Genomic DNA, 25198 nt, shown 5'->3' on the forward strand with positions numbered 1-25198 from the left:
AAATTACGGATGAAAATCTGTAATAAAGCATTCCGACTACCCAATTTGAAGAAACAAACTTATTCCTCCCCCCCCCAACATCAAAGCTGCATTGCTATCGTTCAGTTCTTTCATATCCCGTCAACTGTCCTATTCATCGGCCTTTACACTGAAAGTACCCCTTCAGGGAATACTTTCAGCTTTCAGCCGTCACAATACACATTCCCATACTCCGTGTGCCGATGCACCACCCCTGCCTTCAGCAGTACCTGCCCGAAGCGCATGGTAGCGTTGTTCCAAGGATTTTCATAGGTAAATCCTACTAACATCACTACCTTTATGTACCGATTTAGAAACGACTGACTGGAGTCATTCACTCGAACAACTTCAGTCGGCCGATCTACCAACTCCAGTCACTCATCCGGCTGACTCTAGTGGTTCACTTTTAAAACAACACCTTTGGGTCAACAAGCATATACATTTAAAGCATTAAGATACAAGCATTATGGCAATAGTTTACGACTGGTACGAGAATCCCCCAAATAAACCTGAAAGCATTTTCCCCCGACACGAAAACGGTGAAACGTGCCATCGGCAACACCCGGCTGCACAAGATTGTAGTGGTATATAAAGGAATGGAAATGCGGGTGTGCGAGGAAATGACCTGATTCGCCTGAAAGAACCTTCCTTGTCCTTCAGGCGACAGTTTCAGCGGAAAAGCCGATGAATAAAGACAAGTATGAAGCCAGTAAACAACTCATTTTTAGTAAAACCAGTAACCCAAGTACACCAAAACAAACCCTGACAAAAAAACCGGATACCAGAGAAATGCGTTCTCTGTATCCGGCTCCCGATAGTGCCTATACTTTTATTTTGTACTTGCCAGCATCAAAGTTGCATCAGCATCGTTCAAAGCGTAAATGCTCTTTTGAATGTTGCTGTCGTAAGCATTGCTCTTAGAGTTCCAACGGGCGTAGTTTACTGCAATTTCATTGTTACTGTACTCTACATTCATTTTGAAGTAAGGAACCCAAGCTTCTTTTACGCTGTCCCACTTGGAAGCTTCCTTGCTGACTACGCGGTTTTCGTTATCGTAAGTATACGTGTAACGGAGGTGGCGGAACAAGTGACCGTCTTCGTTCTTAAAGATGGTCTTCGCGGTCATCAGTTCACCGGTCATCTCTTCATTCTTTACGTACTGGGTAGGATTGCTTGCACTTGCAGAGAAGTTCATTACACTTGCCATTACTACTACCATCATTACCACTGCTTTAGAAATTAAGTTCGTTTTCATAATCGTTATTTTTTTATTGTTATTACTTCTTGATTTTTAAAAGGAAGTCTTTGTCAACCGCCTTCGACTATATATAGTCAATTGCCGTGCCAAAGCAATAAAACACTGATTATCAACGATTATTCACTTTTAAGTAGTGTTCATTAACGAACAAGTGTCCGCACAAAAGCGGACAAATCAAGAATAGGAGAATATGAATCGTACAATTAATATTGCTGTATATACGTATCCAAACAATCCGTAGCCGATAACGCTAATTTTCCTTTTATACGTTGCTTTGCCTTCAGCACCGAACGGGGAGTTATATTGAAGAGAACTGCAATAGCCTTATTACCCAACCGGGCACGAACCAGATAGCATAACTTCAATTCCTGCATACTCAGTCCATATGAAGATAACGTCTCCGACAGGCAATCACCATACAGCATATCAATGACAGTAAACAGATTCGCCCACTCAGCCTCATCCCGGACAAGTCCGTAAGACGGATGCTGATGAAGACGAAGCAATTGCCCCATAGACACAAGTAGGGAAGAAGAACATTCAGCCAGTGCCGAGGCATTCTGATAGTCTTTCAGTTGTTTAGTCAGTTGTTTATTGCGGAATAACAGACAGGCATTCCAGTTATCATGATAAGTTTCCATATTCTATTTCTCGTTCTTTTATGTTCCATATAATTTGCATTCTCAATGCCGCCTCACTCTTCCGATTCAACGTCATCAGAACGTATAATACTACTCCCGGTATCCCAATTCTCCGCAATCTCCTCCACTTCCCTGCGCATCTCTTCAATAGCTGTAGAATAAACCTTGGGCTTCCGATTCAGCACATTCCATTTCATATCCCCGAACTTGTCTTTATCCCGATAGTCCGGCTCGGAATAAAGCTTAGCCAACAGATAGTAAGGATAGATTCTACCCGGCAGGCGACTAACAGAAATAAGAAAAAAAGCCTCGGCACATTTATATTCATGTAACGCCTGGCAGTTCTTACCCATAATATTCAATATCATCGGATCATTGCTATACAACCGTGCCTGATCCAAATATTCAAAAGATTCGTCATAGCGACCGGATTTATGCAGACTATGCCCATATTCAAACAAGAATGCACCCTTCTTCCTCAAAGACGGATAAAGCTTTTCATAAGCCCTGTTGGCAGCTTCGTAAGCCCCCGAGCGATAGAGTATTCTCGCATTCACCCAATCCCGGCAGGCATCTCTTTCTTGTGTCCATTTTTCCGCATAACCTCCGAGCCACACCACCAGACAAACACACAGAACAAGATACTTGCCAATTACATCACCTATCCCACAGGCAAGAAGCAGACATATAGCAGTTACGATGAAAGCCGGAAGATGCAACGGATAGGAAGAAAAAGAAAATACAAGCAGGGAAATAAGGGCTCCACAGATACCATAACGGCGGAGCTTCACTCCTATCCAAAGACAACCAAAGATTACAAACAGCACCAGTATACACATAGCGACACCATACGTCAGGGCAAACTCCATATACTCATTAAATGCATATTCAGGACTTCCTGCCACACGTTCTTCCCAAGAAGCATAGTTCCCTGAGGCAAAATATAAACTTTGAGCCTCGCCATAAGCACAAGCGAATCCGGTAGGGCATCCCCACGGATGAGCAGCAATAGCCCGGCAAGTTATCTTCCACATGAACAGACGGCCCAATGCAGAATCGGGTTTCAAAAAGAACATCCCGGCAGCAGCCAGCGACAGAAGCAAAAATATTCCGGCTCCCCATAAAACATAACGCTTCTTGTAGCGACGCCACAATATACTCCATTTTCGTTTGTCACGATGCATATATGCCACCCAAGCACAGCTTATTGCCGCAGCTACCCAAGCAGAGCGGCTCATGGTGGAAGGTAATACGCAAAGAATAAGCATACCCGACACGGCAGCCGTACCTTTTTCTATTTTATAGCGCGCAGGCATCCCTTTCCAACCACAAATGCGCAGATACAGATGAAGGCATACAGGCAGCGCCATTGCCAGATAACCCGCATACGGACCGGGATTGAAAAAAGAACCTATAAGTGCATAACGTGAATGACCGGAAACAGAAAATCCATAAAGCTGGCACAATCCCCACACTGCCTCAACACTTCCCAAAATAACTAAACTCCACGCCACATAAGCATAAAAATGCCGGAACTCCAAAGCATCTTCCCTGTAAGCCTTTCCGAACAACTGCAGGAAAGAAGCAATAAGAATGCATCCGGAAGAAAACAACACAGCCTTTCCTAACCAGACCCATTGCCCAACAGTTTCTCCGGAAGGAAGTTCGGGAGTTGTCGCACAAGCAAGACTCTGTAAGGAACATACAGCCGCAAACAACAGTAAGACCATTACTGCTGTCTTTATTTTATAAGTTTGTATTTTTCCCATCTTCTTACATTAGCCAGCTCTTTTCTTTATCATCTCATTCTATCTTTTTAAATGTCCTATCCCATCGAACCTTACCCGCACCCCTATCCACCGACTTCCAGATCCGGACAACCTTACCCACAATAAAAGGTTCCGGAAGCAAGCCCCAATAACGGGAATCTTGAGAATTCATAACCTTATCGCCTGCAACGAAATAATAGTTCTCTTTAAAACGGTAAGTATGGATCACACTGTCGTTCAGGAAAACCGTATCACTATGCAGGAAAAGTTTCTTTCTTTGTTCCCATTCTATCGCATTCCGATATAGGACAGCATGTTTAGGATTCATCTCTATCTCATCTCCTTTTGCAGGAAGATAGAGAGGACCAAAACACACGATATTCCAGTTCACCAATCCATTATAAGGATACCCACTCATCACTATTCCATAATCTTTTTCCCTGCCATTTGCTACCATACGCATCAGTGCATCCTGTGACTCCACATTTCCCAACGACGTTTCACAACCACTCACCCGGTAGTGAGCCTTCTTGATCTCAAACGTATCCCCCGGCAAAGCCACACATCGCTTTACATAGTAAGACATCAAGTTCAGGCCTATACTGTCCCATTGTGCAGGATAGGGAAAATTAAAAACCAACACATCATTCCGCCGTATCCTTCCCAATCCCGGCAGACGGGTAATCTTGACCTCTTTCCCTTCAAGAGCATCCCAAATATTAAAAATGCGTCCACCCATCACCCATTTATTCACCAAGATATTATCTCCGGCAAGCAGGGCAGGCTCCATTGAGTCGGAAGGAATCTTGAAAGTAGCGATACTGGTCACCTGAAGCAGTATCCATATCACCACTACTCCAAAAGCTATCAGGAACAGGTTGAGGAGCTTATCGACAACCCAAGACACCCCCTTCTTTTTCTTACCAGAACTGTTGTTTTCCATTTTTATATTCAAATATACGTTCATCCTTTCCACGGGTGTGATCTTTCAAATAGAGCAACGCACCTTCAGGAACCTTATAAAGCAAAGAATCGGAATGAGGACGTACCCTGCCTGCTGATGTCCACTCACCGTTATTATAATAGAAAAGTTCATACTCATCGTCCGTACGAATAAAATTATCACGGTTGCGGGGAGTGAATACAATCTTTTCGATGCGTCGGGGAGCACCCAAATCAAGTCCCGACCAGCCCCCTGTAGGCTGGGCATAATCAAAGGAGGTATAAGGATCTCCGTCGAACACGTTTGTGTATTCATGGGAACCGCCCAATCCGTTACCCCCCGGTGTACCGATAATCTTCCCTTTCAAAGGGACACTGTCAGCAAAAGATGTATAGAAAGCAACCTCCGAAATATTACAATAGCTGTCTTTAGGGCCATAATAGCGAACATAACGGTAAGATCGGGCACTATTTACCCGTGCAACATTCCAAAGCCGCTCGGGGAATTCCTTGATGATAAACAGTGTATCTTTCCTGTTGAAATGAGAGTCATTGCTACCTTCAAACACACCATCTACCATTCGCCGGACAAAAGGTTCAAAGTAAAGTTCATATTTATGGAGTAGGGTAACTTCAACCTCCCTACCTCCCGAAGGGAAAAATCGTACTTCACCGCTTTCCCTATCAAGCAAAAAAGGATCGCTTTGCGGGCATATACGGCCGTTTTCATAAGTTCCCAAGCGAAAGACAACTTGTCCCTCCACATCTTCAAAGACAGCACCAAGCTGCTTGTCGTAGAGGCACCACCCGATAGGAGCCCAGTCCATAAAGCTGGCGGAACAGAGATAGACCGGTTCGCCCTTCTTTAGAGGGCTGTAGAAGTTTCCGGGGCCAATCATTAATGTGCGGTTCTTGCTCCCCGCATATATAGCAGTAACATCACGAAAACAGGGATAACGAAAAGAGGGATGTCTCTCTTCCGGTTTCTTGCCCATAGCCCGAATCATTTCACGGTTAACGCTGAACGTGCGGCGATAAACCTTTCCCTTAGGGTCCCAATAATTATCAGGGCTATTCAGTTCAGAAGTAGGATCCAAAATGGAGCAACGATAGGAGTTGCCATCTTTGTCAAAGGCGGCATTCCAGTAATGGGGAACATTTTTATTTCCCCGCATCAACATGATTTCCTCGCTGCAAGGCAGGCCCAAAGCCCTGAAGACATACAGTTGCAAATCAGTGAAATTTACACAACTTCCCGAGCGCCAGTCCACTACTTTGGGACCGTAATGAGGACCAAATGAAAAAAGTTCGGTAAAATAGACCGGAGCCTTATGTAAGGTATCCATCAGTACTTGAGAAACGTACTTCGGATCTTCGGCTTCCGGAAGTCCTCGAATGCTGTCCAGCAATGGGTTATATTTATTATAGATTCTTTCACGCCAAGGTTCCAGCCTTTCATCGCCCACACGGTAAGGAAGAATAAACTCACAGAAATCGTCAAAAGAGACATTTTTCCCCCAAGGCTGTTCGTGCCATACTTTGAAAGCCCATTCTATATTCTCAATCAGATAGGCCGGATCAATATAGATATCGCTCTTCGCTTCTAACCTATCCAAATGAAAAGGGCCGCAAGCACGTTTAATGGAGTCCAACACTTTATCCGGATACATGGTGCCTTTGCCGTGAAGTTCAAAAAGCTTCAGGTAATCATTTAGAGCTTCACCTTCATAGCTATAGTGAAAAGGCAGATTTTCGATAAGAAAAACGGCAGCTCTATGCTTCAAAGAGTCATCTTGGTATTTGTCAAGAACAACCTGCAACTTGGGATTGGCTGATAGAATATCTTCCAAGGAAGGAGTAACTGAAACTCTGGAACAAGAAGTCAATGCTAGAAAAAAAAAGATAATTAATAAGTTACTGTATTCTTTCATAAGTATTTTAGTAATAAAATCTTCAATTCATCCATTCCACACAATTAATTTACAACATTTTACACATTCTATTCCAACGATAGTGTTTTGTCTCAGTATCTTTCGATTTCCATATAAACTCCGCTTTTCCAATAATATGATCTTCTGGAAGTAACCCCCAATAACGAGAATCATATGAATTATGGGGAGAGTCACCTGCCATGAAATAATAATTTTTCTGAAAAACATATACCTGTAAGTACTCTCTATTCAGCCAAACCGTATCATTCAACACATGCAATTCTCCACCTGTTTCATACAATACCAAATTCCAATAAGGCAAAATACTTTTACCATCAACCATAAGAGTATCACCGCGTTTTGGTACATAAAGAGGCCCAAAATCTGTAGTAGTCCAATTACATTGTTTGCTAAAAGAGAACATTTCACTATGCAACATTTCTTCTTTTTGAATGGTATATTTATAATAATCTATTTGACTCTTATAGTACCCCAAAGTATCCATCAGGCCTCTCACTTTATAAATCCCTTTTTCTATATAAAAGGTATCTCCTGGTATAGCAACACAACGTTTAATAATGTTCATACTTGTATTAAGCGTTATATGACTTCCATCAACATATGGATAATTAAAAACTAAGATATCATTATGATGTATATTTCTATAACCTTTAAGACGTTTGCACTCCAGATTTTTACTTCTTTGCACAGAAGTAAAATTAGTGATAATACGAGGACCAGGTATTTGTTTATTGACAAACACATAGTCTCCAGGTGTTATTGTAGGTTCCATAGATATAGAAGGTACTTTAAAAGATGCGAAAACAAAAAGTCTTAATAAAACAATGATAAATGATGTAACAAACGCTAAGATTAAATAAAATCTAAATTTAACAGCCACTTTCTTAAGTCTTTTCAACTTCTTCATTTTCTAGTCCTCTCTATCTATTAGTTAGTGATCGACTGCATAAAATATTTCTTTTTGATTATTTCAAAATAATGATCTGTTAAACTAGGAAAAGACCTATCTGGTATAAAAAAGTCCGACATTGTCAATGTCGTATCAATCACAAAATAATAAGGAGTTCCAATTCTCTCTGCTGGAATATTAATATATGGTAAGTTGTAAACATTCATATCTCTAATCCCAAGACGTTCCTTTACAATATTAAGATTTTTACTGCTTTCATAATCACCCCAAAATACAATGTTATTCTTTCCAATGCTATCTGAGTGACTAATTGTTTTAAGTATAGAGTATATAGTACATTCTTGGCAATTCAGTTCAGAAAACCGACAAATAAGAAGCTTATTTGTTCCTTGAAATGCATCTATGATCTTTCGTTCTTCTTTATTAAACACATTTTTTATTAATAGTAAACTATCTAATGCAATTCCATTATTAATCAAATTTACATCCAGATTAATCTTATACAAATTTGATAAAATATTTTTCGTTGTTACATCTCTTATTGTATTATTATAATACATCTTTTCAACTTTTATTTTATAAATCAAACAGATATTCAAAGCAGTCATTAATAGTATAATAATACATAGAATAATATATTTCTTAGAACATGACATGATAATTTTATTTACAATTTTTCATTTAAATAATAATAAAACAATACAGGATTAGAATCTTCCGTTAGATTTTCGAACAGAGAATCCAATAACAATTTATACCTCTCGCCATTGTATAATTGTGACTTTAGTGCCAATATTTGATAAGACTGAACATCAATTACAATACAATTTTCTTTATAACGTGCCTTAGGAGCGATATCCATAAAAGCAAAAAACGGATGATTACCAATGCCAGAACTTAAATAAGTTTTCTTCTTTCCATGAACATAAACCGCGCTTGGATACCCCCAGGGGGCCATAATATTGATATATGTAAAATTCTTCAACTCAATAAAATCTCCATTAAAAAAGTAATGATCTTCCAACATCTTATGAAATTGTTCAGTATTTACAATTTTTATATCAGTTACATTGTCTTGAGTTATATTAATATAGTATTTGGCCTCAACTAGAGAATCTTTAATACAGTATATTGTATCTACAATATTAGGACTATAATAAACTTCTTTTTGAAACTTGCGCAAGGTTCTATTTTTTGTATAATAAAAATCCTTTTTATATATATCTTTAAAAAAACTATAAATAACATCATTAACAGAGTTCGTTACAACTAACGAATTCTCCTTATCACCACCAAGTTTCGGATCATTCATTCCATAAATCTCATATGCTTTATTACCGGACTCCAAATATTCAAAATAATCATTAATAAAAGGTGTCTGTTCTGTTAATACATATTCGCCATTGTATTTATAATATAGAATACGCCGTTGAATTCTATCTAATATAGCCAATTGCTTTTTGTCTGGAACAATACAGACATTTGAAATATCTACATATTCCTTAGGCCCATTACCAACATGACAGATTCGATATTTAAAGTTGCCCTGCAAATCAAATATATTTATCGTTTTAGTACTTTCGCTATCAATTATAAACAATAAACTATCAGAAAATAATATTTGATATATTTTCCCAATCAAATTATCATTAAGGCTCTCCAATTTCACATATTCTATTTTCTCAATAAGGCTATCAAATGGCAATCTCTGTCCTTTTTGAGGATCTATCACAATTTCTTCTAATGACGATAAATTCGATCGAATAACCTTCGAAGATTTGTTACATGAGGAAAACAAACACAATAGTATAACCCAATAAAGATATTTCATATTTTGTTATTTATGAATTTTATAATTAAAGAGTCCAAAATATCAATTGTCTCTTTTTATATCTACAATGAAGATATAGATAAAATTAACACTTTGGACCCTATCAGCTAATTTTTAACAAGGATCATAAGATGTACAATTACCAGAGGCACCTCGACACAGAATTTTGTCAGCCCAATAGTCTCTTGTTGTTTCCGTAGACGTAGTAGTAGAACTTGATGAACCACTAGAATTATTTGAGCCCCACCCCCCTGAAACAGAGCCGCCAATGGGTCCCCAACCAGCATTTACACTGCCATTAACATTCGATCCACTAGAATTAGAATTATTGTTAGTAGTTGTAGTTGTAGTAGTAGTAGTTGATGTGCAATGAACTCTGGTACTTTCCATAGGTCCCTTCTCTCCGCTAGCTCCGCTTCCTGTATCTTCTCCCAAAGCTAACTTTTCAGATAAATTCAATGTTAGAAATGTATCTATTGCTGAATCTTCTAACATTATATTTACATTTAATGTAGTGATTGCAACTATTGCAATCACTATAACAGCGGTAATCTTTTTACTTCTCATAGTATTGTTTCTTATAAGTAATTCTTTATTAATATTAAAAATCCATTTAATCTGTATGTATCATTTCAACAGCAAAGCAAATATATTACTCATTTCAACTATGTATGTATCTTTGTCTTAACCTCCTTTCTTTAGTAGTTTAGGAACAGGCGATACGTATGAGTCAGCAAAACCTTCTCTGCCTATTCCTTTATTTCAAACAAATTAGTATAAACCATATTTCACCACCGGTTCATCACTATTCACATCCGTAGCAACAATCTCACCATTTAGTTCATCTACCGATATCCCGTAAATATAATGATCCAGCACATATTTCCTTATAGGTTCACCGCTCAGACTAAATACATATATGTACCTCCCACCATCCGTCATATCACCTTTCTGCATTTTCCGCGAAATCTCTTCAAAAGTATCCCCTTGAAAAACGGCATAAATAGCAGTATCCGTTACCTGTACATCACTAAATCCCATAATTCCAGTAGGCACACCATAACCTTCTGCTATTTGAAATTCAGGTTCACCATGCAAACCAACACGAACTATATGGGTACTATCTTTCAGATTATAGATTTCGAGTACTTCTCCTAATTGAGTAACGGCAGCCAGAATCCCATTACGAGGATTATAATCAATGAAACTGCGCCATGCCTGCGCCAATGCCGGGCGAGCATGTTTTAAAGCCTCCTCATTCGTAGTGGGAATAATCCCCATTTTATGCAATAACCTACCCTTTCGATCCACCCAGCAAAAACGACTTTCTCCTGAATAATCAGGAATGATAAAAGTAGAGTCATCATAAATCACAAAATCCAGCCCTCGAAGTATCTCCTTATCCAAGCTCACTGTCTCTTCACGAAGTAGTGAGTCATTGGATAAAGACAAACCAAACCGAGTTAATTTTGAACTATTTGCATCCAATGCCCACAACGAATTTCCATTCCATCGGATATTTTCAACTGAAAGCATCTCCTCCGGCGAATCTCCACGCTTACCTAAAGAAGTGATATAAGAGAAGTTCGGATAGTGGAACAAATGGACAAAATGATCCATACCATGCAGATCCATTACAGCTACTATAGTATCCTGTACCCGTATCCGAAATGGAAAACGGAATACAGCCGTGTCTACAGACAAAGGACATGCTGTCAGATTTCTCGTTTCCGGGAAATCCGAATACTCTACTCCCTTATGCGCAGGTACAGAAGTACATGCAACAAGGGAAAACATGAACAATATGTTAATAAGGTACTTCAAGGCTATAGCCGATTACTACCCTTCTTACTTTGCCACCCATAGGACAGTCTACAGTTCCTGTGCCCATGCAACGAAGAGGAACCGTTTCTTCAATAGCTGCCAATGCTTCCACATTGCTCAGCATCAAATCATCCATTTTTTGGGGAGATTTAAAGTACCAAAGAGAGACAACAAACACAACAATAAATAAACTGAAAATAAAAACTTTGCTCTTCATAATAAATCAACGTTTTAGTATTAGACATCACGATTTATGTAAAATTACGAGCACAAAGTTATCGGAAAAAAAGCTCTCAATCCAATTCTTTTCACTGACCAATACTGACCAAATCTTTTTTTATCAGTCGCAATGTTACATTTTTCTTCAACCATGTTACATGGCGGAAAAGAGCAGCTCTAAATTTAAATTACAACTATCACATTTTCAATATAGTTAAGTTGGTATCGTACTATTTTTCACTATTTCATCAGAAATAGAACTTTTCAATTGATATATGTCATTCTCATAGTCAACCATAAGATGCGTTATTCCATCTAAGGATTTGCGCAAACGCCGAATAACCGTATAAATTCTTTCTTGCGTTCCGCTACCATCCGGCCATAAATTATTATCTATTTTACTGGTAGACAGTCGATACCCCTCGGACTCTAAAAACAGTTTCAATAAATAAGCGACTTGTGGTGCCAACTTTTTCGTCAGACCGGCACTTTTCAATACCTTCTCTTTTGTATCAAAAAACACACCCTCTTCCAAGTGATAAACATGAGAATCTTCGGTTTTCACTGCAATAACAGGCACCATTGTTTTTATAGTGACAGTCTCATGCTTTACGAACCGTCTCTCTAATATGAAAATGATTTTTTCTCTCAAAAAGAATAAGAAAGCGAAGATGATCCATGGCAAGCAAATGGCAAAATACCCCCAACCACTGATAGCTTCATACCAGCCATAAAAAACAAAACCTGTTACTTCCACCTCACAACGTTCACCCAAATAGTAAGATAATAAGCTATCTGGGGAAAACGATTCAAAGATATCTTTTGAATGAGCAACTGATGCACGTTCCTGAAAATCTGTTACGGAAATGCGTATACAGGTTTTCACTGGAATATTAGCTGTGATTAATAAACTATCCCATATTTCATTCAAAGTATCGGGAACTAAAGGATAATCTTCTAACAAAATACTAAGAATACTTCTTTTGAGCGTCTCTTTCACAAGACTATGGTCATACTTCTCTTTGGGTATAACATACTCTCTTTCTCCCAACTCATCAATAATCCTTATTGGTTTAGGTAACGAGTCATCTAAAGAGAGAGTGGAGTATCCCATAGCTTCTTTATGAAAAACCATAACCGTATCCCGTTTTTGCAATTCCAATTCCAACGCTTGCCTAAATGTAGCGGATGACTGTTCCTCCCAACGTTTAGCTTTATTTTGATATAAAACATACGTAATGCCTACGGAAATCAGCAGACATATAATGATTTCTAAATACAGTAATCTCTTATTATGAACTTTCATGTGCTCTTGCTTTCTATCTTTTGGATGTAAAAATAAGAAATTATACCTAGTAAATAATAGTTCATAAGGATAAAAAGCCTAAGAATTCGTTATTTACAACGATACTCTGTCGTAAAGTAGGCATGTGGAATAGCATGCACAACTACTTTAAATTATACTTCAATATTAAATCATAGATTCAAGCAAAGTAACCATCTTATTTGGCAATTGTCTATTTCCACCCTGCTCTTTTAGCACATGAGCAGGATGCTGGATTGCTTGCCCATACCCTACTATCAATAAACTTACTGACAGTATAATAATGCAAAATTTCATCCTCATCATCCTTCTTGTTCCATTTTAGTTGTCGTTTTTCTATTACAAAGGTAGGGATTCATGCACTTAAAGAAGAAAAGAAATGTTACAGAAACCTTCGCTCACGTTTCATCATTACTAATTTATAGCTAAACAACCTCTTATCTGAACTATATCCGAAATGTACTTGCTCCGTATCTTCTCCACTTACAGGTACCTCTAAGCGAAGAAACTACGGCCTTGGTACGGAGCAAGTGCATCCCGGATATAATGCGGACAAAACAGAGCCCATCGGAAAAGGCAAAATAATTATCTACGCAAAACGACGCAAATTAACGCAAAAATCACATGGACCGGATGGATAAGAGTCTTTTTCCATATATTTGCGCAATCAGAAAAACAAGTAATTAAAAACACGATAGTATGGGAATTATCAATCAAGGCATTCTCGGAGGTTTCTCCGGTAAAGTGGGACCGATAGTCGGTTTTCACTGGAAATCAAAATACTATATCCGTGCACGTACCGCCAAAGTCAGCAATCCACGCACACCCAAGCAACAGAAACAACGCGGCAAATTTGCCACGGCATTCAGCTTCCTGAAGACTATGAAACCTTTCATACGCATGGGTTATAAAGAATTTACACAAGATAAATCCGCATTCAACGCCGCCATGTCCTACACGCTGAAAAGAGCTGTAACAGGTAGCGGAAAAGATATTACAATTGACTTCAACCGGGCGCTGGTGTCTATGGGAACGTTGATGCCCGTATTCGAAGGTACAGCCATGCAAGAGAAGGATAAAATGAATTTCAACTGGCAGAATAACTCTGGTATGGGAAATGCAGAAGACACCGATATAGCCATGTTGCTGGTGTACAACAAAGATAAAGAAATGGCTGTCTACGACACCGAGGCCGCATTACGTTCCGGCAAGCATGCAGAACTCCCTCTCCCGGATAGTTGGCAGGATGATGAACTGGTTGCCTATCTCAGTTTTCGCAATGCCGATGGAGACAGTGTTGCCAATAGCATTTGCCTGCCGATTTCAATAGCCGAAGTACCGGAGGGCGAGGCAGAAATACAGGTAGAATCTACTGATACAACCTATAAAAAGCCCCTGCCCATCAAGAAAGCAAAGCTACAACCACATATAGCCGTGCATTTGTCTTCTGCTCCTCCCAACAATATTCGGACATGCAGGTGCGAAACCTGACCGGATACTCCGGCGACCTAACAACAAAAAAGCCGGATAGCAGAGAAATACGTTCTCTGTATCCGGCTCCCAATAGTACCTATACTTTTATTTTGTACTTGCCAGCATCAAAGTTGCGTCAGCATCGTTCAAAGCGTAAACGCTCTTTTGGATGTTGCTGTCGTAAGCGTTGCTCTTAGAGTTCCAACGGGCATAGTTTACTGCAATTTCATTGTTACTGTATTCTACATTCATTTTGAAGTAGGGAACCCAGGCTTCTTTTACGCTGTCCCACTTGGAAGCTTCCTTGCTGGTTACGCGGTTTTCGTTATCGTAAGTGTAGGTGTAACGGAGGTGGCGGAACAAGTGACCGTCTTCGTTCTTAAAGATGGTCTTCGCGGTCATCAGTTCACCGGTCATCTCTTCATTCTTTACGTACTGGGTAGGATTGCTTGCACTTGCAGAGAAATTCATTACGCTTGCCATTACTACCACCATCATTACCACTGCTTTAGAAATTAAGTTCGTTTTCATAATCGTTATTTTTTTATTGTTATTACTTCTTGATTTTTGAAAGGAAGTTTTTGTCAACCGCCTTCGACTATATATAGTCAATTGCCGTGCCAAAATGATAAATCATTGATTATCAACGATTATAAATTTTCAGAGAGTGTTCGTAAACGGACAAGTGTCCGCACAAAAGCGAACGCTACAGGAAACAAACAAGAAAATGAGAAAACCTTTGTTTAAAGTAAAAATTTCTCTATCTTTACTTGAAACTACTATAATAATGGAATTACAAGTTATTCAAAATAAAATATATGAGTTCAGAGGTCAAAAGATAATGTTTGACTTTGATCTGGCTCAACTTTATGGAGTTGAAACAGCTCAACTAAAACGCTCGGTTAAGCGCAATATGGAACGTTTTGAAGGAGAAGATTTCATGTTCGAAGTCACAAGAGAAGAACTTTCAAGATGCCAAATTGGCATCTTGAACAAAGGAAGAGGTAGCAATATTAAATATCTGCCCTTTGCTTTTACAGAATTAGGCGTAGCAATGTTAAGCAGTGTATTACATTCTTCTACTGCTATTGAAGTAAATAGAAATATTATGCGTGCTTTCGTTTCTGTGCGACAATACCTTTCTTCCACCAATAATACTACAAAGGAAATAGAAGAACTAAAGCAGCGCATGAAAGTCTTGGAAGACGGAAACGAAGATACAATTGCTGCTATCAATGACCTCAGCGAAGATACTCGAAAAGAACTTGATGATATTTATTTAGCCTTATCACAATTGGCAGACAAACAAAAACAGATTGCGCAAAAAAATAAATGTAAACCAATCGGGTTTGTCCATTATGACAACAAGAAATAGCATAAATTTTATAGGCATTTACTACAAAAAGGAAATAGGCTATTAGGAAATCTCACATATTCCAATAGCCCATTTCTAAAGAAAACTACTATTTTTATTTTGTACTTGCCAGCATCAAAGTTGCATCAGCATCGTTCAAAGCGTAAATGCTCTTTTGAATGTTGCTGTCGTAAGCATTGCTCTTAGAGTTCCAACGGGCGTAGTTTACTGCAATTTCATTGTTATTGTATTCTACATTCATTTTGAAGTAAGGAACCCAAGCTTCTTTTACGCTGTCCCACTTGGAAGCTTCCTTGCTGGCTACGCGGTTTTCGTTATCGTAAGTGTAGGTGTAACGGAGATGGCGGAACAAGTGACCGTCTTCGTTCTTAAAGATGGTCTTCGCGGTCATCAGTTCACCGGTCATCTCTTCATTCTTTACGTACTGGGTAGGATTGCTTGCACTTGCAGAGAAGTTCATTACACTTGCCATTACTACTACCATCATTACCACTGCTTTAGAAATTAAGTTCGTTTTCATAATCGTTATTTTTTTATTGTTATTACTTCTTGATTTTTAAAAGGAAGTTTTTGTCAACCGCCTTCGACAATATATAGTCAATTGCTGTGCCAAAACAATAAAACACTGATTATCAACAATTATACATTTTCAGAGAGTGTTCGTAAACGGACAAGTGTCCGCACAAAAGCGAACAATAAATTATTTATATCGCCTAATATACCTACCCCTACCCGATTCTCCCCTTACTTCAAGAGAGTATCAATCTTTGCCGCCGTCTTCGGATAACTGGGTCTCAATGCAGTGCCATAATCCACTATAACCCCATCACGGTTAATCAGAAGGAATTGCGGTATGCTGTTCATGCCCCAGTGCTTCATGATGCGGTGATAGTCATCGGAGGTCGCCCAATCTTCCGAATAGACGCACTCAATATTCTTCCCCTGCAGAGAGAAGCGCTCCAGAACCTTATGGTATGCCTCCCTGTCTCTACTTCCACAGATACTCACCATTACCACATCATCGGGAGAATATCGCTTGCGTAATTCCTTCAAAGGCTCCATTTCTGCCAGGCAAGGGGGGCAAATCACTCCCCAAAAATCAACATAAATCACCTTGCCTGCATACTTCTCCAGAAGATTATATACGGGAATCATAAACGGCATGTCCTTCCTGGCAACCGACTCATCCGCATTATTGCCATAAAGCATCTGGTGGGATACCTTTCCGGGGGCTTTCAGATAATCTGCTTTATCCTCATATAATTCAAGTATGGGTTGCCTCAAATGGGGAGCCTGCACTATAGAATCGAACTGGAGCCTGTAATCAGCCAGAAAAAGTGTATCGTTATCGCATAAAGAGATGCCCATGGGTTGGAGATATAAATACGGCAGGATAGCATTATCCTTGCAATCCTCGACAAGATCTGCTAACTCAAAATTGCTATATTCTCTCCTGGTGTGATTGCAATAGAGAAAAAAATTCACCGTTTCAGCAAGCGGAAACAGACCGGCAAAAACAGTTTTTCCCGAAAAGAGAGGATTAAGTTTTAACATCAATGCCATATACAGACTGACATCATAGCCCTGCGATGCCTGTGACGTAGCATAGTTAAAGAGTGCATTGTAATAATCTATCCACAGCAAATCCGCCGTATATTCTTCAACCTCGGCACCCGGAGAATGTTCCTTCAGGAAGTCGGCGCGGCGTTCCCAACGGCTGGTATGCTCTTCTCCCAATTCCTTCTCAAATTCTTCGAAAGTACTCCTTGGATTACAATAATAAGGGCCACGATAATATCCACCTAAAGTGAAAAGAGCCATATATTGATTCAGTGTACCGGAAGTTCCCGTAATCTTGGGAGACAGCAAATTACTGAAATCAATCTCTACAAACAGACTATCGCCCGGATGTACAAATAAGTGCTCCGCATAATTGCGAAGAACAACTTCGCGAACGGGAGCGTAAGGACTAAAACGGAAACTGAAAGTACCGTCATCCGCTATGGGAGAAGTGTAGACAGTCTCCATTTCAGACAGATAAGGTATCACAAGCGTCACCTCCTTTTCCTTCGGATAGACCTCCCTATTCAAGACACGGCCCGAGATTATCACCTCCTTTGCCAAGTCTTCATTATCCTTCTGAGCCTTACAGCTAAGGAAAGATAAAAAAGCAATCAGTAAGCATAGATGCTTCATACGCATTTTATGATTAATCAATGAATAATAATTTCAACGCACCGTTACAGACAGACTCTTTGTATGTCCGCCAAACTCGAGTGCATAAGCCGATTGCACGGTGGCAATACCGGTCTGATAAGTTCCCGGACGGTCTATATAGACTTTGTATTCTATCTGAACAATGCCCTTCCTCAGTTTGTCAATAAAGAATTCGGCAGAAGTATCACGCATCTTATATCAGGGAACTTGTTATATCCACGCTTATTCACTTTATCCTTGCCAAGAGTGCCGCTTGCATAGGCAGTTCTGAGGCGTTGCCCATTTTCTTTACGACATTCCACCACATTGCCAGCCTCTTTTTCAATTGAAAGAATCCATTGCTTGACTGCCGGGGCTTCGTTACGGATACGGGCTCCCAATATATACTTATAGCCAGCCTCTTGCAACAGTTGTATATTTCTGGAACTCATAAGACTGAATCTGCAACAACGACAAAGTCCGTCAAGGAAAAGCGCTGAACAAAGTCACCGATAATCGGTATCATTGTATATCCTTCATACTGTTTACCATTGAAAATAGAGGATGATAGAGGACAACCGTCTTCGCTTACAAGAAGTCCCAAAACAATCTGTGCCCCTGCGGTTTTTCCATCCTTTGAGAAACCGTTCTGACGCATGTCATCTTCCTCTCCCGGTGTCGATTCGAAGTATAATGTTGTTACATCATAGAATACAAGACCGATACGACCGCCAAGAGTCATCATGGTATGCTCCACACTGATGCACTGAATGATTTCTTGTTGGCTAGACTTTAGATATTCAACTGTGGCAACCTTGCTCTGAGGCTGACACACGCGTGCTATTACCAGATTACGAAGAATTGCGTCATCTACTTGATTGAAGCCGATGCTATCATAAATGCGATTTAAGATAGCTTGAGGAACATTTTGAAGACTTCTCTCTATGCGTGATATGGTTTGCCGAATCTCTGCAACCGCCTGTGTTGTCTCATTAAAGTCCAATTGGTGTTGATCGCCATACCGTGAAATTCACTTCGCTGCTTCCTTTTGCAGATTGGCTATTTCTAAAATGTCGGAGCTAGACCCGAAACTCTTTATTTCGCGGTAGATTCCATCACTCTTATCGAATACAACTATGCTGACGGAACCGCTTCGATTCTTTTTCTTGCGCACAAACATGACACAAATGTAGCCATTTTTACTCTTGCGCCACCCGAATCACCGGAAGAAATCTTATTAAATATTGAATATTAAATAGTTACAAGAAAAAGAAAATTTAACTGTCAAAGTCAGGAAATAGGAACTGTGTTGAAAAAGAACTTGTTGTTGCACCTCAAAAACTATATACTGAGAGACTGAAGAAGATAGCGATTAATTGTACAATAGTAGACAGATTGACACATGAAATACACCTCGTTGATATGAGAATATAATCGCTCAGACTAAAATAATAAAAGAAAAATAAAAGAGTTATAACTAAATATTTTATTTTTGCTGATAATTATGGAGTGGATCACTCTTTTAATTATTATACGGAGAACTTTTCATTAGCAAAAATAACCAAGAGGCTTCTAATTATCGGATTATTTGCTAAAAAAAGAATAATATAATGACAATAGGAGATATCTTGAAACTCAGAGACCTCGGTGAGGTTAGTAAGGTGCAGTTCAAAGAACGTATCTTGGATAAATATGATATTGGTTGCGAATTGGTTGCCATGAGCAACTTTCGCGGTGGTCAGCTCGTGATTGGTATCAATGACAAGACGGGTGAGTTCAACCCTCTGTCATATATTGAAGTCCAGGAAACAACAAATATGCTCAGCAACATGGCTTCGGAGAATGTAGTGCCCAACATTTTGCTCAACATCGATACAGTAAGTATAGAGGGGGGAAATGTAGTAGTAGCAACTGTAAAAGAAGGAAATAACAAGCCCTACCATGATAACAAAGGCATCGTTTGGATAAAAAATGGAGCAGACAAGCGTAAAGTCTTTGATAATGCAGAATTGGCAGAAATGATGACCGAGTGCGGCAACTTTGCCCCCGATGAAGCAGCTGTGAAAAATGCCACTTTAGAAGACTTGGACGAAAATACTCTCAAGCAGTTTCTGCAAAACCGTTTTTCAACAGTACTGGAGAAAAAGGGAATGGTTGGGGATGCTTTGCATGAGGCTTCTCTTGATGACATTGCTAATGCTATTGCCAAAGGGCATGATTTGCACAAGTTGATGCGTAACCTGCGTTTTATTCGCCCTGATGGAAGCCTGACAGTTGCAGCTATCTTATTGTTCGCTAAATACACCCAGCGATGGCTACCAGTAATGACAGCCAAATGTATCAGTTTTATAGGTAACTCTATAGGCGGCAAGCAATTCCGTGATAAGGTGAACGATGCTATTATAGAAGGCAATCTGCTTCATCAGTTTGAAATCATCATGTCTTTTTTCACTCGTAACTTAAGAAGTGTGCAAATGAAAGAAGATTTTAATTCACTCGGTGAACTTGAAATTCCTTATGGAAGTTTGATGGAGTTTGTAGTGAATGCCTTAGTCCATCGCTCGCTTAACTGGAATAGCCCCATTCGTATCTTTATCTTCGACAACCGAGTAGAAATACATAGTCCTGGTACACTGCCCAATGGTTTACAAGTGGAAGATGTCACTAACGGCACTTCCATGCCTCGTAACAACTACCTCTTTAGTAATGCAATTTATCTACTTCCTTATACTGGTGCAGGTAGTGGCATTCAGCGTGCGCTGGGAGAAGGAGTACAAGTAGAATTTAAGAATGATGAACGAGTTCATGAATTCCTGATTACAATAAGGAGAAATGGTGACATAGATACTGACTCTGACACTTTTAGTACAGACACTGACACTAACACTGACACTCAAACCGTCCACACTGACACTAACACTGACACTCATCGTCTCAAGTTAACTGCCAAGCAGAAGGACTTAGTTAACTTCTGTAGCGTACCACGCAGTAGTCGTGAGATCTTGGAAAGAGCTGGAGTTAGTTATCATAGTAAAAACATCCAGAACTATATCACTTCACTGATAGAAGCAGGTTATTTGGAGATGACCAATCCTGAAAACCCAAAGGCTAACAACCAAAAATACCGAAAGAAGTAATCACTATAAAAACATTGAAATATGACTAATTTCATTACATATATATTCATTGCAATTATCATTATCGTATTCATTTATTTTCTTTATCAGACAAGAAAGTTAAGGAGCTGTCGTATAATTGTAGCTAAAGTCCTTGAAAAGGAAGACATCATAAAATCCCTTGAAGAGTCGAAGTTATCAGCTATTGCCACAACTTATCAGAAGAGTATAACTTTTGAAGTGAATGGTGAAAAGAAAACCAATATTCCTGCTTCGGAGTTCTTTTCTGAAATATCGGTAGGCAAAGTGATTAGTTTGAATCACAGAATGATTGAAACGGCATCTGGCACACTCGTAGGTCTTGGATTATTAGGTACATTTCTTGGTTTAACATTGGGTGTAGAAGGGTTTGATAGTAGCAACACTGAGAATATCCAAGACAGTATTCAATCACTATTAGAGGGCATGGGCACTGCATTCGGTACCTCGTTGTTCGGTATGGCGCTGTCTTTGATTTATACTGCATTCGAAAAACGATGGAAGAACCAATTGGGTAAAGTCCTATACGACTTGACTGAAAGATTAGATGACGCCCATTATATAGATGATAGTTCACTGATGCAAAATAGTCAACAAAATCTGTTTAATGCGTTACAAAACAAGTTGGCTAAGTATATGGAAATACAAACTACTACCATTACAGCCGCATTGGAAAATCAACTCTCTTATACCAATAATGAAGGCAACAAGGTGGTCATCGCCAATGCCATCCGTGAAATATTGAAAGAGAATGAGGAGCAGTCGAAAGCACTTAAATCATTCTCTACCGATCTTGCATTGGAACTGAACAATGGTTTTGATGAAGTGTTGTCGCGCCAGATGCAGCAGAAGCTTATCCCGTTGATGGAAAGTGTAGATATTACTACAAAAGCAGTTGTAGAGCATATTGACCAGATGGCATCACAGGTAGCTTCTCCAGCTACAGATATGATTCAGAATGTTGTAAATGAATTAAAGAACAGCATGGTGACTATCATGGCTGAATTCAAAAGCAGCCTCTCAGGAAACGCTACGAGTCAATTAGAGGAGTTAGCTTCATCGTTGGGTATTGCAGTTCAATCTATGGCAGACTTCCCTAAAAATATGGAGCATATTTCCTCAACATTGCAAGTTACAATCGAGGAAGTCAAGAATGCCATTTCTGAAATTTCCAATACTTCTGCCTCTAGCAGTAGTAAGGCCATACAGCAGATGCAGGAACAAATCACATTTGCTACAACTTCGATTAGCACTGCCATTGCAGAAGTAAAAGATGTAATGTCTTCCATTACTCGTTCATCAGAGCAGAGCAGCAACGATGTGATTAATAAACTGGCTGCCGCAAGTCAACAGATAGGTACTTTCATGAATGATACTATGACTCAAATGTCAACCTCAATGCAAGAATCTATGAAAGAAGTCCTTGCTGGCGTTAATACTTCGCTAATGGATGTGACTAGGGCGATCACTTCTATCACTCAATCATCTGAACAAAGCAGTCAAGGTGTATTGAACCAGTTAGCTTCAGCTTCGGAACAACTGAGTAGCCTAATGAACAATACCATGTCGAATGTTACATCATCTGTAAAAGATTCCATGAAGAGCATTACTGACGACGTGATAAGTAAACAGTCAGACTTACTCGCCTTGCAAGAATCTACTATGGAAGAAACCCGAAAACTCCTTATTCTCTTTACGAACGGCATTTCAAGATTAGAACAAGTGAATACGGCTGTAAGCGGTACAATGGGTATGTTTCAACAGGCTCAAGGTCAAATTACAGGAAGTACAGCTCATCTGCAAACTATTACTGGCGATATAAAGACAGCTACCGAACTATTTAACAAGGGACAGAGTGACTATACAAGTAGCCAAATGAATTTTCAACGTATAAATCAGAACAATATTGACTCAATCACAGCCTTATTGAAAGATTCAGGTGACATGTCAAGCGACTATGTACAAAAGTTTGAAACCATCCGTTTAGGATTGGCTTCTATCTTCACACAATTGCAAAGTGGTCTGAATGAATATAGCAAAACAGTACAAAGTTCGACTCAGAAGTATTTGGATCAATATAGTAGCAGTTTGACTAATACGACCGACGCATTGTCTAGTACCATTCAGCAACAAAGTGAGGTAGTAGAAAGTTTAGTTGAGTCATTAAATACATATAAGAAATAATTATGAAGAAGAAGCGCATTGAACACGAAGAACGTGAGGAGAATGCTTTTGCACTCTCCACCGGCGACCTGATGGCTGGTCTTCTCTTCATTTTTATCCTCTTGCTTATGGGAGCTCTACTACAGGTGCAGGAGAAAGCAGAGCAAGATGAAGAAATTGTGAAACGGTATGACAAGATTAAGACCCAGCTCTATATCGATTTGGACAAGGAGTTCAAGGATGATCTAAAAGTGTGGAATGCGGTAATTGACTCAACAAATCTCAGTATTCGTTTCCAAGAACCTTCTACGCTTTTTGCTTATGACCAAGCGGTGCTCCAAAGTAAGTTTCAAGATATTCTAAAGGACTTTTTTCCACGATATTTAAAGCTTATCAGTTCAGATCAATACAAAGAAAATATTGAGGAGATTAGAATTGAAGGTCACACAGATAGTAAGGGCACTTATGAGTATAACATGCAACTCTCACAGGATAGAACACGTTCTGTGTTGAGTTATTGTTTACTTATGGTAGAACCTCAGAAGAAGGATTGGACAATTGCCCGAATTACAGCCAATGGGCTCTCGTCCAGCCATCTAATTTACAATGAAGATGGTGGCGAGAATCCGGAATTATCTCGTAGAGTTGAATTCAGAATCAGAACCAATGCCGAAAAACAATTAGAAGAAATTGCAGATAAAAGATTTAGAAGGAAATGAGCGAAGACATCTTTAGCCTATTAAGCATTAACTCGGATTTACTCCGAGATTATTCGCTTCAAGCCATTCTTGTGGATGACCACCAAACAGAAAAGGTTATCAATGGAAACATTAGACGCTTGAAACAGATAGAGATTGCTATGTTCTCAGATAAGCAGATTCAAGTATCTCCGCAATCTATTGAGGAAGTCATAAGAAAAGTAAAAAGATCCTCTTCTATGTATAATCAGAATACAGAATGGACTACCCATGAACTTCGCATTGTCTCTTACTACTTGATGAAACTCCAAAATGATAGTAAAGCTTTCACCTATGCACTATGCCTACTGAAAAAGCATTGGAGAAACTTATTTTTCAATGGATTGGTATTCTATGTAATGAATACTTGGAATAATATCCCCAAGAATGAGCGAGAAGAAGTCTGTGAACTCATTACCTGTCAACTCAACAAGTATCAAGATAAAAACAGAAGATACTTATTACTAAAAAATCATGCCAACTTCTTTGACGAGAACGGTCCACTTCGTATGGCTACCCTCATAGCGCATAAAAATGATGATATATACAATGCCCCCATGCTTATGGGTTATAAGAGTTCTACATTCTCACAGTCTTATTACTCAGATGTCATTATTAACTACTTCCAAATGAAGCAAACCGATAATTTATCGGCTATAGAAGATGTCTTAAGCAAACACACTTTAAGTAGAACAAAAAAACTTGTATATGCTAATTTGGTTTATCAAGCAGATAAAAGTAGTACAGAAATGTATCAGAATAACATAAGCCAATCAGCCGCACGTATCTTGGGAGATATAAGCCTGTCTTCAACATGGGCTCCATTCAATGATGCAACCCCCGAGGAAGAAGCAAAACTGCGGTATGCTAAGGATTGCATTAATAAATGGCATGCGCGTAGGATTATTCAAGTATTCTTTGACATATGTGTGCAAGATCCGAACCGCAAGGATTTTTGGTTGAAATACATAGATTTCATTACTGATTTCCGCGTAGCAGGTTCTTCTACTATTCGACAATCTCTATGCTCGGATTACCGAACCGGTAGTTCCTTCCAAAACTATTTCATTGAGACTAACTCACGAAAAGTAAGAACTGCTGCTCTGATTTTATATATTGGCAACAAAGTTTTTGTGGAATTTTCTGATTCAGGATCTCTCTATATATACAACAAGTCAAATACAACAGTAAGAACTCTTTCATCGAGAAAGAGTATTGATAATATTAATAGTTTAAAGAACACCTATTTACCTGTTGCTGTAGAAAAAGCTGATTACGGAGATTACTACTACTATCGAGATGAAGGTAGTATGCGCCATGCTGGATACTGGCAGTTACGCTTAACAAATTGGTTTAGGGAAATTATGAATATCTATACAGCATAAGTACTCAATTCTAATAAAAATAATAA

24 protein-coding genes and 1 pseudogene are annotated in these 25198 nt (G+C 39.1%); 6 read left to right on the top strand and 19 right to left on the bottom strand.

Annotated features, from left to right (window positions below):
- Positions 1 to 182 precede the first annotated feature (182 nt).
- The 13 genes from K6V21_RS05340 to K6V21_RS05400 form a co-directional block, all read right to left on the bottom strand.
- Positions 183 to 308: a DUF3874 domain-containing protein gene (locus tag K6V21_RS05340; protein WP_224321104.1), complete on the bottom strand. Its 126-nt coding sequence runs from the start codon at positions 306 to 308 to the stop codon at positions 183 to 185.
- Between the two features lie 539 nt (positions 309 to 847).
- Positions 848 to 1273: a DUF3836 domain-containing protein gene (locus K6V21_RS05345; protein WP_224321105.1), complete on the bottom strand. Its 426-nt coding sequence runs from the start codon at positions 1271 to 1273 to the stop codon at positions 848 to 850.
- Between the two features lie 206 nt (positions 1274 to 1479).
- Positions 1480 to 1917, bottom strand: coding sequence for a helix-turn-helix transcriptional regulator (locus tag K6V21_RS05350; RefSeq protein ID WP_224321106.1), 438 nt, complete (start codon positions 1915 to 1917; stop codon positions 1480 to 1482).
- A 53-nt stretch (positions 1918 to 1970) separates the two neighbouring features.
- On the bottom strand, positions 1971 to 3686 hold the full coding sequence (locus K6V21_RS05355; RefSeq protein WP_224321107.1) for an O-antigen ligase family protein: 1716 nt from the start codon (positions 3684 to 3686) through the stop codon (positions 1971 to 1973).
- A gap of 34 nt (positions 3687 to 3720) precedes the next feature.
- Entirely contained in the window at positions 3721 to 4629 is a 909-nt protein-coding gene (gene lepB / locus K6V21_RS05360) for a signal peptidase I (protein WP_408912648.1), read from the bottom strand.
- A complete protein-coding gene (locus tag K6V21_RS05365) occupies positions 4607 to 6559 on the bottom strand; it encodes a hypothetical protein (RefSeq protein WP_224321109.1) in 1953 nt (650 codons plus the stop codon). Before K6V21_RS05365 ends, lepB (K6V21_RS05360) begins: the two co-directional genes overlap by 23 nt.
- 49 nt (positions 6560 to 6608) lie before the next feature.
- Positions 6609 to 7487: a signal peptidase I gene (lepB, locus tag K6V21_RS05370; RefSeq protein WP_224321110.1), complete on the bottom strand. Its 879-nt coding sequence runs from the start codon at positions 7485 to 7487 to the stop codon at positions 6609 to 6611.
- A 20-nt stretch (positions 7488 to 7507) separates the two neighbouring features.
- Positions 7508 to 8098, bottom strand: coding sequence for a hypothetical protein (locus K6V21_RS05375; protein WP_224321111.1), 591 nt, complete (start codon positions 8096 to 8098; stop codon positions 7508 to 7510).
- A 59-nt stretch (positions 8099 to 8157) separates the two neighbouring features.
- On the bottom strand, positions 8158 to 9222 hold the full coding sequence (locus K6V21_RS05380) for a 6-bladed beta-propeller (protein WP_262903780.1): 1065 nt from the start codon (positions 9220 to 9222) through the stop codon (positions 8158 to 8160).
- 213 nt (positions 9223 to 9435) lie between these two features.
- The gene (locus K6V21_RS05385; protein ID WP_224321113.1) at positions 9436 to 9888 is read right to left on the bottom strand and encodes a hypothetical protein; all 453 of its coding nucleotides are present in this window, start codon (positions 9886 to 9888) and stop codon (positions 9436 to 9438) included.
- Between the two features lie 204 nt (positions 9889 to 10092).
- Positions 10093 to 11118, bottom strand: a complete 1026-nt coding sequence (locus K6V21_RS05390; RefSeq protein ID WP_224321114.1) for a BF3164 family lipoprotein — start codon at positions 11116 to 11118, stop codon at positions 10093 to 10095.
- A gap of 10 nt (positions 11119 to 11128) precedes the next feature.
- Positions 11129 to 11362 carry an NVEALA domain-containing protein gene (locus K6V21_RS05395; RefSeq protein ID WP_224321115.1) on the bottom strand — a complete coding sequence of 78 codons (234 nt, stop codon included), beginning with the start codon at positions 11360 to 11362 and terminating at the stop codon, positions 11129 to 11131.
- 216 nt (positions 11363 to 11578) lie between these two features.
- Positions 11579 to 12670: a hypothetical protein gene (locus K6V21_RS05400; RefSeq protein WP_224321116.1), complete on the bottom strand. Its 1092-nt coding sequence runs from the start codon at positions 12668 to 12670 to the stop codon at positions 11579 to 11581.
- A 717-nt stretch (positions 12671 to 13387) separates the two neighbouring features.
- Between K6V21_RS05400 and K6V21_RS05405 the strand changes: the two genes are divergently transcribed.
- The gene (locus tag K6V21_RS05405) at positions 13388 to 14179 is read left to right on the top strand and encodes a DUF6266 family protein (protein ID WP_224321118.1); all 792 of its coding nucleotides are present in this window, start codon (positions 13388 to 13390) and stop codon (positions 14177 to 14179) included.
- Between the two features lie 87 nt (positions 14180 to 14266).
- Here the strand turns inward: K6V21_RS05405 and K6V21_RS05410 are convergent, their stop codons facing one another.
- A complete protein-coding gene (locus K6V21_RS05410; RefSeq protein WP_224321119.1) occupies positions 14267 to 14692 on the bottom strand; it encodes a DUF3836 domain-containing protein in 426 nt (141 codons plus the stop codon).
- Between the two features lie 256 nt (positions 14693 to 14948).
- Between K6V21_RS05410 and K6V21_RS05415 the strand changes: the two genes are divergently transcribed.
- Positions 14949 to 15536, top strand: coding sequence for an ORF6N domain-containing protein (locus K6V21_RS05415; RefSeq protein WP_117707235.1), 588 nt, complete (start codon positions 14949 to 14951; stop codon positions 15534 to 15536).
- A 94-nt stretch (positions 15537 to 15630) separates the two neighbouring features.
- Here K6V21_RS05415 and K6V21_RS05420 read toward each other — a convergent pair whose 3' ends face one another.
- From K6V21_RS05420 to K6V21_RS05440, 5 genes and pseudogenes are all read right to left on the bottom strand, one after another.
- Positions 15631 to 16056 (bottom strand): DUF3836 domain-containing protein, encoded by a 426-nt coding sequence (locus tag K6V21_RS05420; protein WP_224321120.1) that lies wholly within the window; start codon positions 16054 to 16056, stop codon positions 15631 to 15633.
- 224 nt (positions 16057 to 16280) lie between these two features.
- A complete protein-coding gene (locus K6V21_RS05425) occupies positions 16281 to 17732 on the bottom strand; it encodes a TlpA family protein disulfide reductase (RefSeq protein ID WP_224321125.1) in 1452 nt (483 codons plus the stop codon).
- 33 nt (positions 17733 to 17765) lie between these two features.
- A pseudogene (locus tag K6V21_RS05430) lies at positions 17766 to 17942 on the bottom strand (hypothetical protein); the annotation flags it as partial.
- On the bottom strand, positions 17906 to 18184 hold the full coding sequence (locus K6V21_RS05435; RefSeq protein ID WP_224321129.1) for a hypothetical protein: 279 nt from the start codon (positions 18182 to 18184) through the stop codon (positions 17906 to 17908). The pseudogene K6V21_RS05430 and the gene K6V21_RS05435, both read right to left, overlap by 37 nt.
- Entirely contained in the window at positions 18181 to 18735 is a 555-nt protein-coding gene (locus K6V21_RS05440; RefSeq protein ID WP_224321131.1) for a hypothetical protein, read from the bottom strand. The genes K6V21_RS05435 and K6V21_RS05440 overlap by 4 nt, the downstream gene beginning before the upstream one ends.
- A gap of 607 nt (positions 18736 to 19342) precedes the next feature.
- On the opposite strand from K6V21_RS05440, the gene K6V21_RS05445 reads away from it, so the two are divergent.
- Genes K6V21_RS05445 through K6V21_RS05460 form a run of 4 tightly spaced genes read left to right on the top strand, consistent with a single transcriptional unit; the run spans position 19343 to position 25172 of the window.
- Positions 19343 to 20869, top strand: coding sequence for an RNA-binding domain-containing protein (locus tag K6V21_RS05445; RefSeq protein WP_224321132.1), 1527 nt, complete (start codon positions 19343 to 19345; stop codon positions 20867 to 20869).
- A gap of 21 nt (positions 20870 to 20890) precedes the next feature.
- A complete protein-coding gene (locus K6V21_RS05450; protein WP_224321134.1) occupies positions 20891 to 23071 on the top strand; it encodes a hypothetical protein in 2181 nt (726 codons plus the stop codon).
- Between the two features lie 2 nt (positions 23072 to 23073).
- Positions 23074 to 23769 (top strand): OmpA family protein, encoded by a 696-nt coding sequence (locus K6V21_RS05455; protein ID WP_224321136.1) that lies wholly within the window; start codon positions 23074 to 23076, stop codon positions 23767 to 23769.
- On the top strand, positions 23766 to 25172 hold the full coding sequence (locus K6V21_RS05460; protein ID WP_224321137.1) for an EH signature domain-containing protein: 1407 nt from the start codon (positions 23766 to 23768) through the stop codon (positions 25170 to 25172). The genes K6V21_RS05455 and K6V21_RS05460 overlap by 4 nt, the downstream gene beginning before the upstream one ends.
- Positions 25173 to 25198 lie beyond the last annotated feature (26 nt).

The sequence above is a fragment of the Bacteroides cellulosilyticus genome, assembly GCF_020091405.1.
Classification (GTDB): domain Bacteria; phylum Bacteroidota; class Bacteroidia; order Bacteroidales; family Bacteroidaceae; genus Bacteroides.

Bases quoted from the DNA above. Each gene is read 5' to 3' on its own strand.
- K6V21_RS05405 (WP_224321118.1), top strand. From the start codon at position 13,388: ATGGGAATTATCAATCAAGGCATTCTCGGAGGTTTCTCCGGTAAAGTG.
- K6V21_RS05455 (WP_224321136.1), top strand. From the start codon at position 23,074: ATGAAGAAGAAGCGCATTGAACACGAAGAACGTGAGGAGAATGCTTTT.
- K6V21_RS05375 (WP_224321111.1), bottom strand. From the start codon at position 8,098: ATGACTGCTTTGAATATCTGTTTGATTTATAAAATAAAAGTTGAAAAG.
- lepB (WP_408912648.1), bottom strand. From the start codon at position 4,629: ATGGAAAACAACAGTTCTGGTAAGAAAAAGAAGGGGGTGTCTTGGGTT.
- K6V21_RS05390 (WP_224321114.1), bottom strand. From the start codon at position 11,118: ATGTTTTCCCTTGTTGCATGTACTTCTGTACCTGCGCATAAGGGAGTA.
- K6V21_RS05435 (WP_224321129.1), bottom strand. From the start codon at position 18,184: ATGAGTTCCAGAAATATACAACTGTTGCAAGAGGCTGGCTATAAGTAT.
- K6V21_RS05400 (WP_224321116.1), bottom strand. From the start codon at position 12,670: ATGAAAGTTCATAATAAGAGATTACTGTATTTAGAAATCATTATATGT.
- K6V21_RS05395 (WP_224321115.1), bottom strand. From the start codon at position 11,362: ATGAAGAGCAAAGTTTTTATTTTCAGTTTATTTATTGTTGTGTTTGTT.
- K6V21_RS05425 (WP_224321125.1), bottom strand. From the start codon at position 17,732: ATGAAGCATCTATGCTTACTGATTGCTTTTTTATCTTTCCTTAGCTGT.
- K6V21_RS05340 (WP_224321104.1), bottom strand. From the start codon at position 308: ATGTTAGTAGGATTTACCTATGAAAATCCTTGGAACAACGCTACCATG.
- K6V21_RS05355 (WP_224321107.1), bottom strand. From the start codon at position 3,686: ATGGGAAAAATACAAACTTATAAAATAAAGACAGCAGTAATGGTCTTA.
- lepB (WP_224321110.1), bottom strand. From the start codon at position 7,487: ATGAAGAAGTTGAAAAGACTTAAGAAAGTGGCTGTTAAATTTAGATTT.
- K6V21_RS05365 (WP_224321109.1), bottom strand. From the start codon at position 6,559: ATGAAAGAATACAGTAACTTATTAATTATCTTTTTTTTTCTAGCATTG.
- K6V21_RS05445 (WP_224321132.1), top strand. From the start codon at position 19,343: ATGACAATAGGAGATATCTTGAAACTCAGAGACCTCGGTGAGGTTAGT.
- K6V21_RS05385 (WP_224321113.1), bottom strand. From the start codon at position 9,888: ATGAGAAGTAAAAAGATTACCGCTGTTATAGTGATTGCAATAGTTGCA.
- K6V21_RS05420 (WP_224321120.1), bottom strand. From the start codon at position 16,056: ATGAAAACGAACTTAATTTCTAAAGCAGTGGTAATGATGGTAGTAGTA.
- K6V21_RS05350 (WP_224321106.1), bottom strand. From the start codon at position 1,917: ATGGAAACTTATCATGATAACTGGAATGCCTGTCTGTTATTCCGCAAT.
- K6V21_RS05450 (WP_224321134.1), top strand. From the start codon at position 20,891: ATGACTAATTTCATTACATATATATTCATTGCAATTATCATTATCGTA.
- K6V21_RS05460 (WP_224321137.1), top strand. From the start codon at position 23,766: ATGAGCGAAGACATCTTTAGCCTATTAAGCATTAACTCGGATTTACTC.
- K6V21_RS05415 (WP_117707235.1), top strand. From the start codon at position 14,949: ATGGAATTACAAGTTATTCAAAATAAAATATATGAGTTCAGAGGTCAA.
- K6V21_RS05410 (WP_224321119.1), bottom strand. From the start codon at position 14,692: ATGAAAACGAACTTAATTTCTAAAGCAGTGGTAATGATGGTGGTAGTA.
- K6V21_RS05345 (WP_224321105.1), bottom strand. From the start codon at position 1,273: ATGAAAACGAACTTAATTTCTAAAGCAGTGGTAATGATGGTAGTAGTA.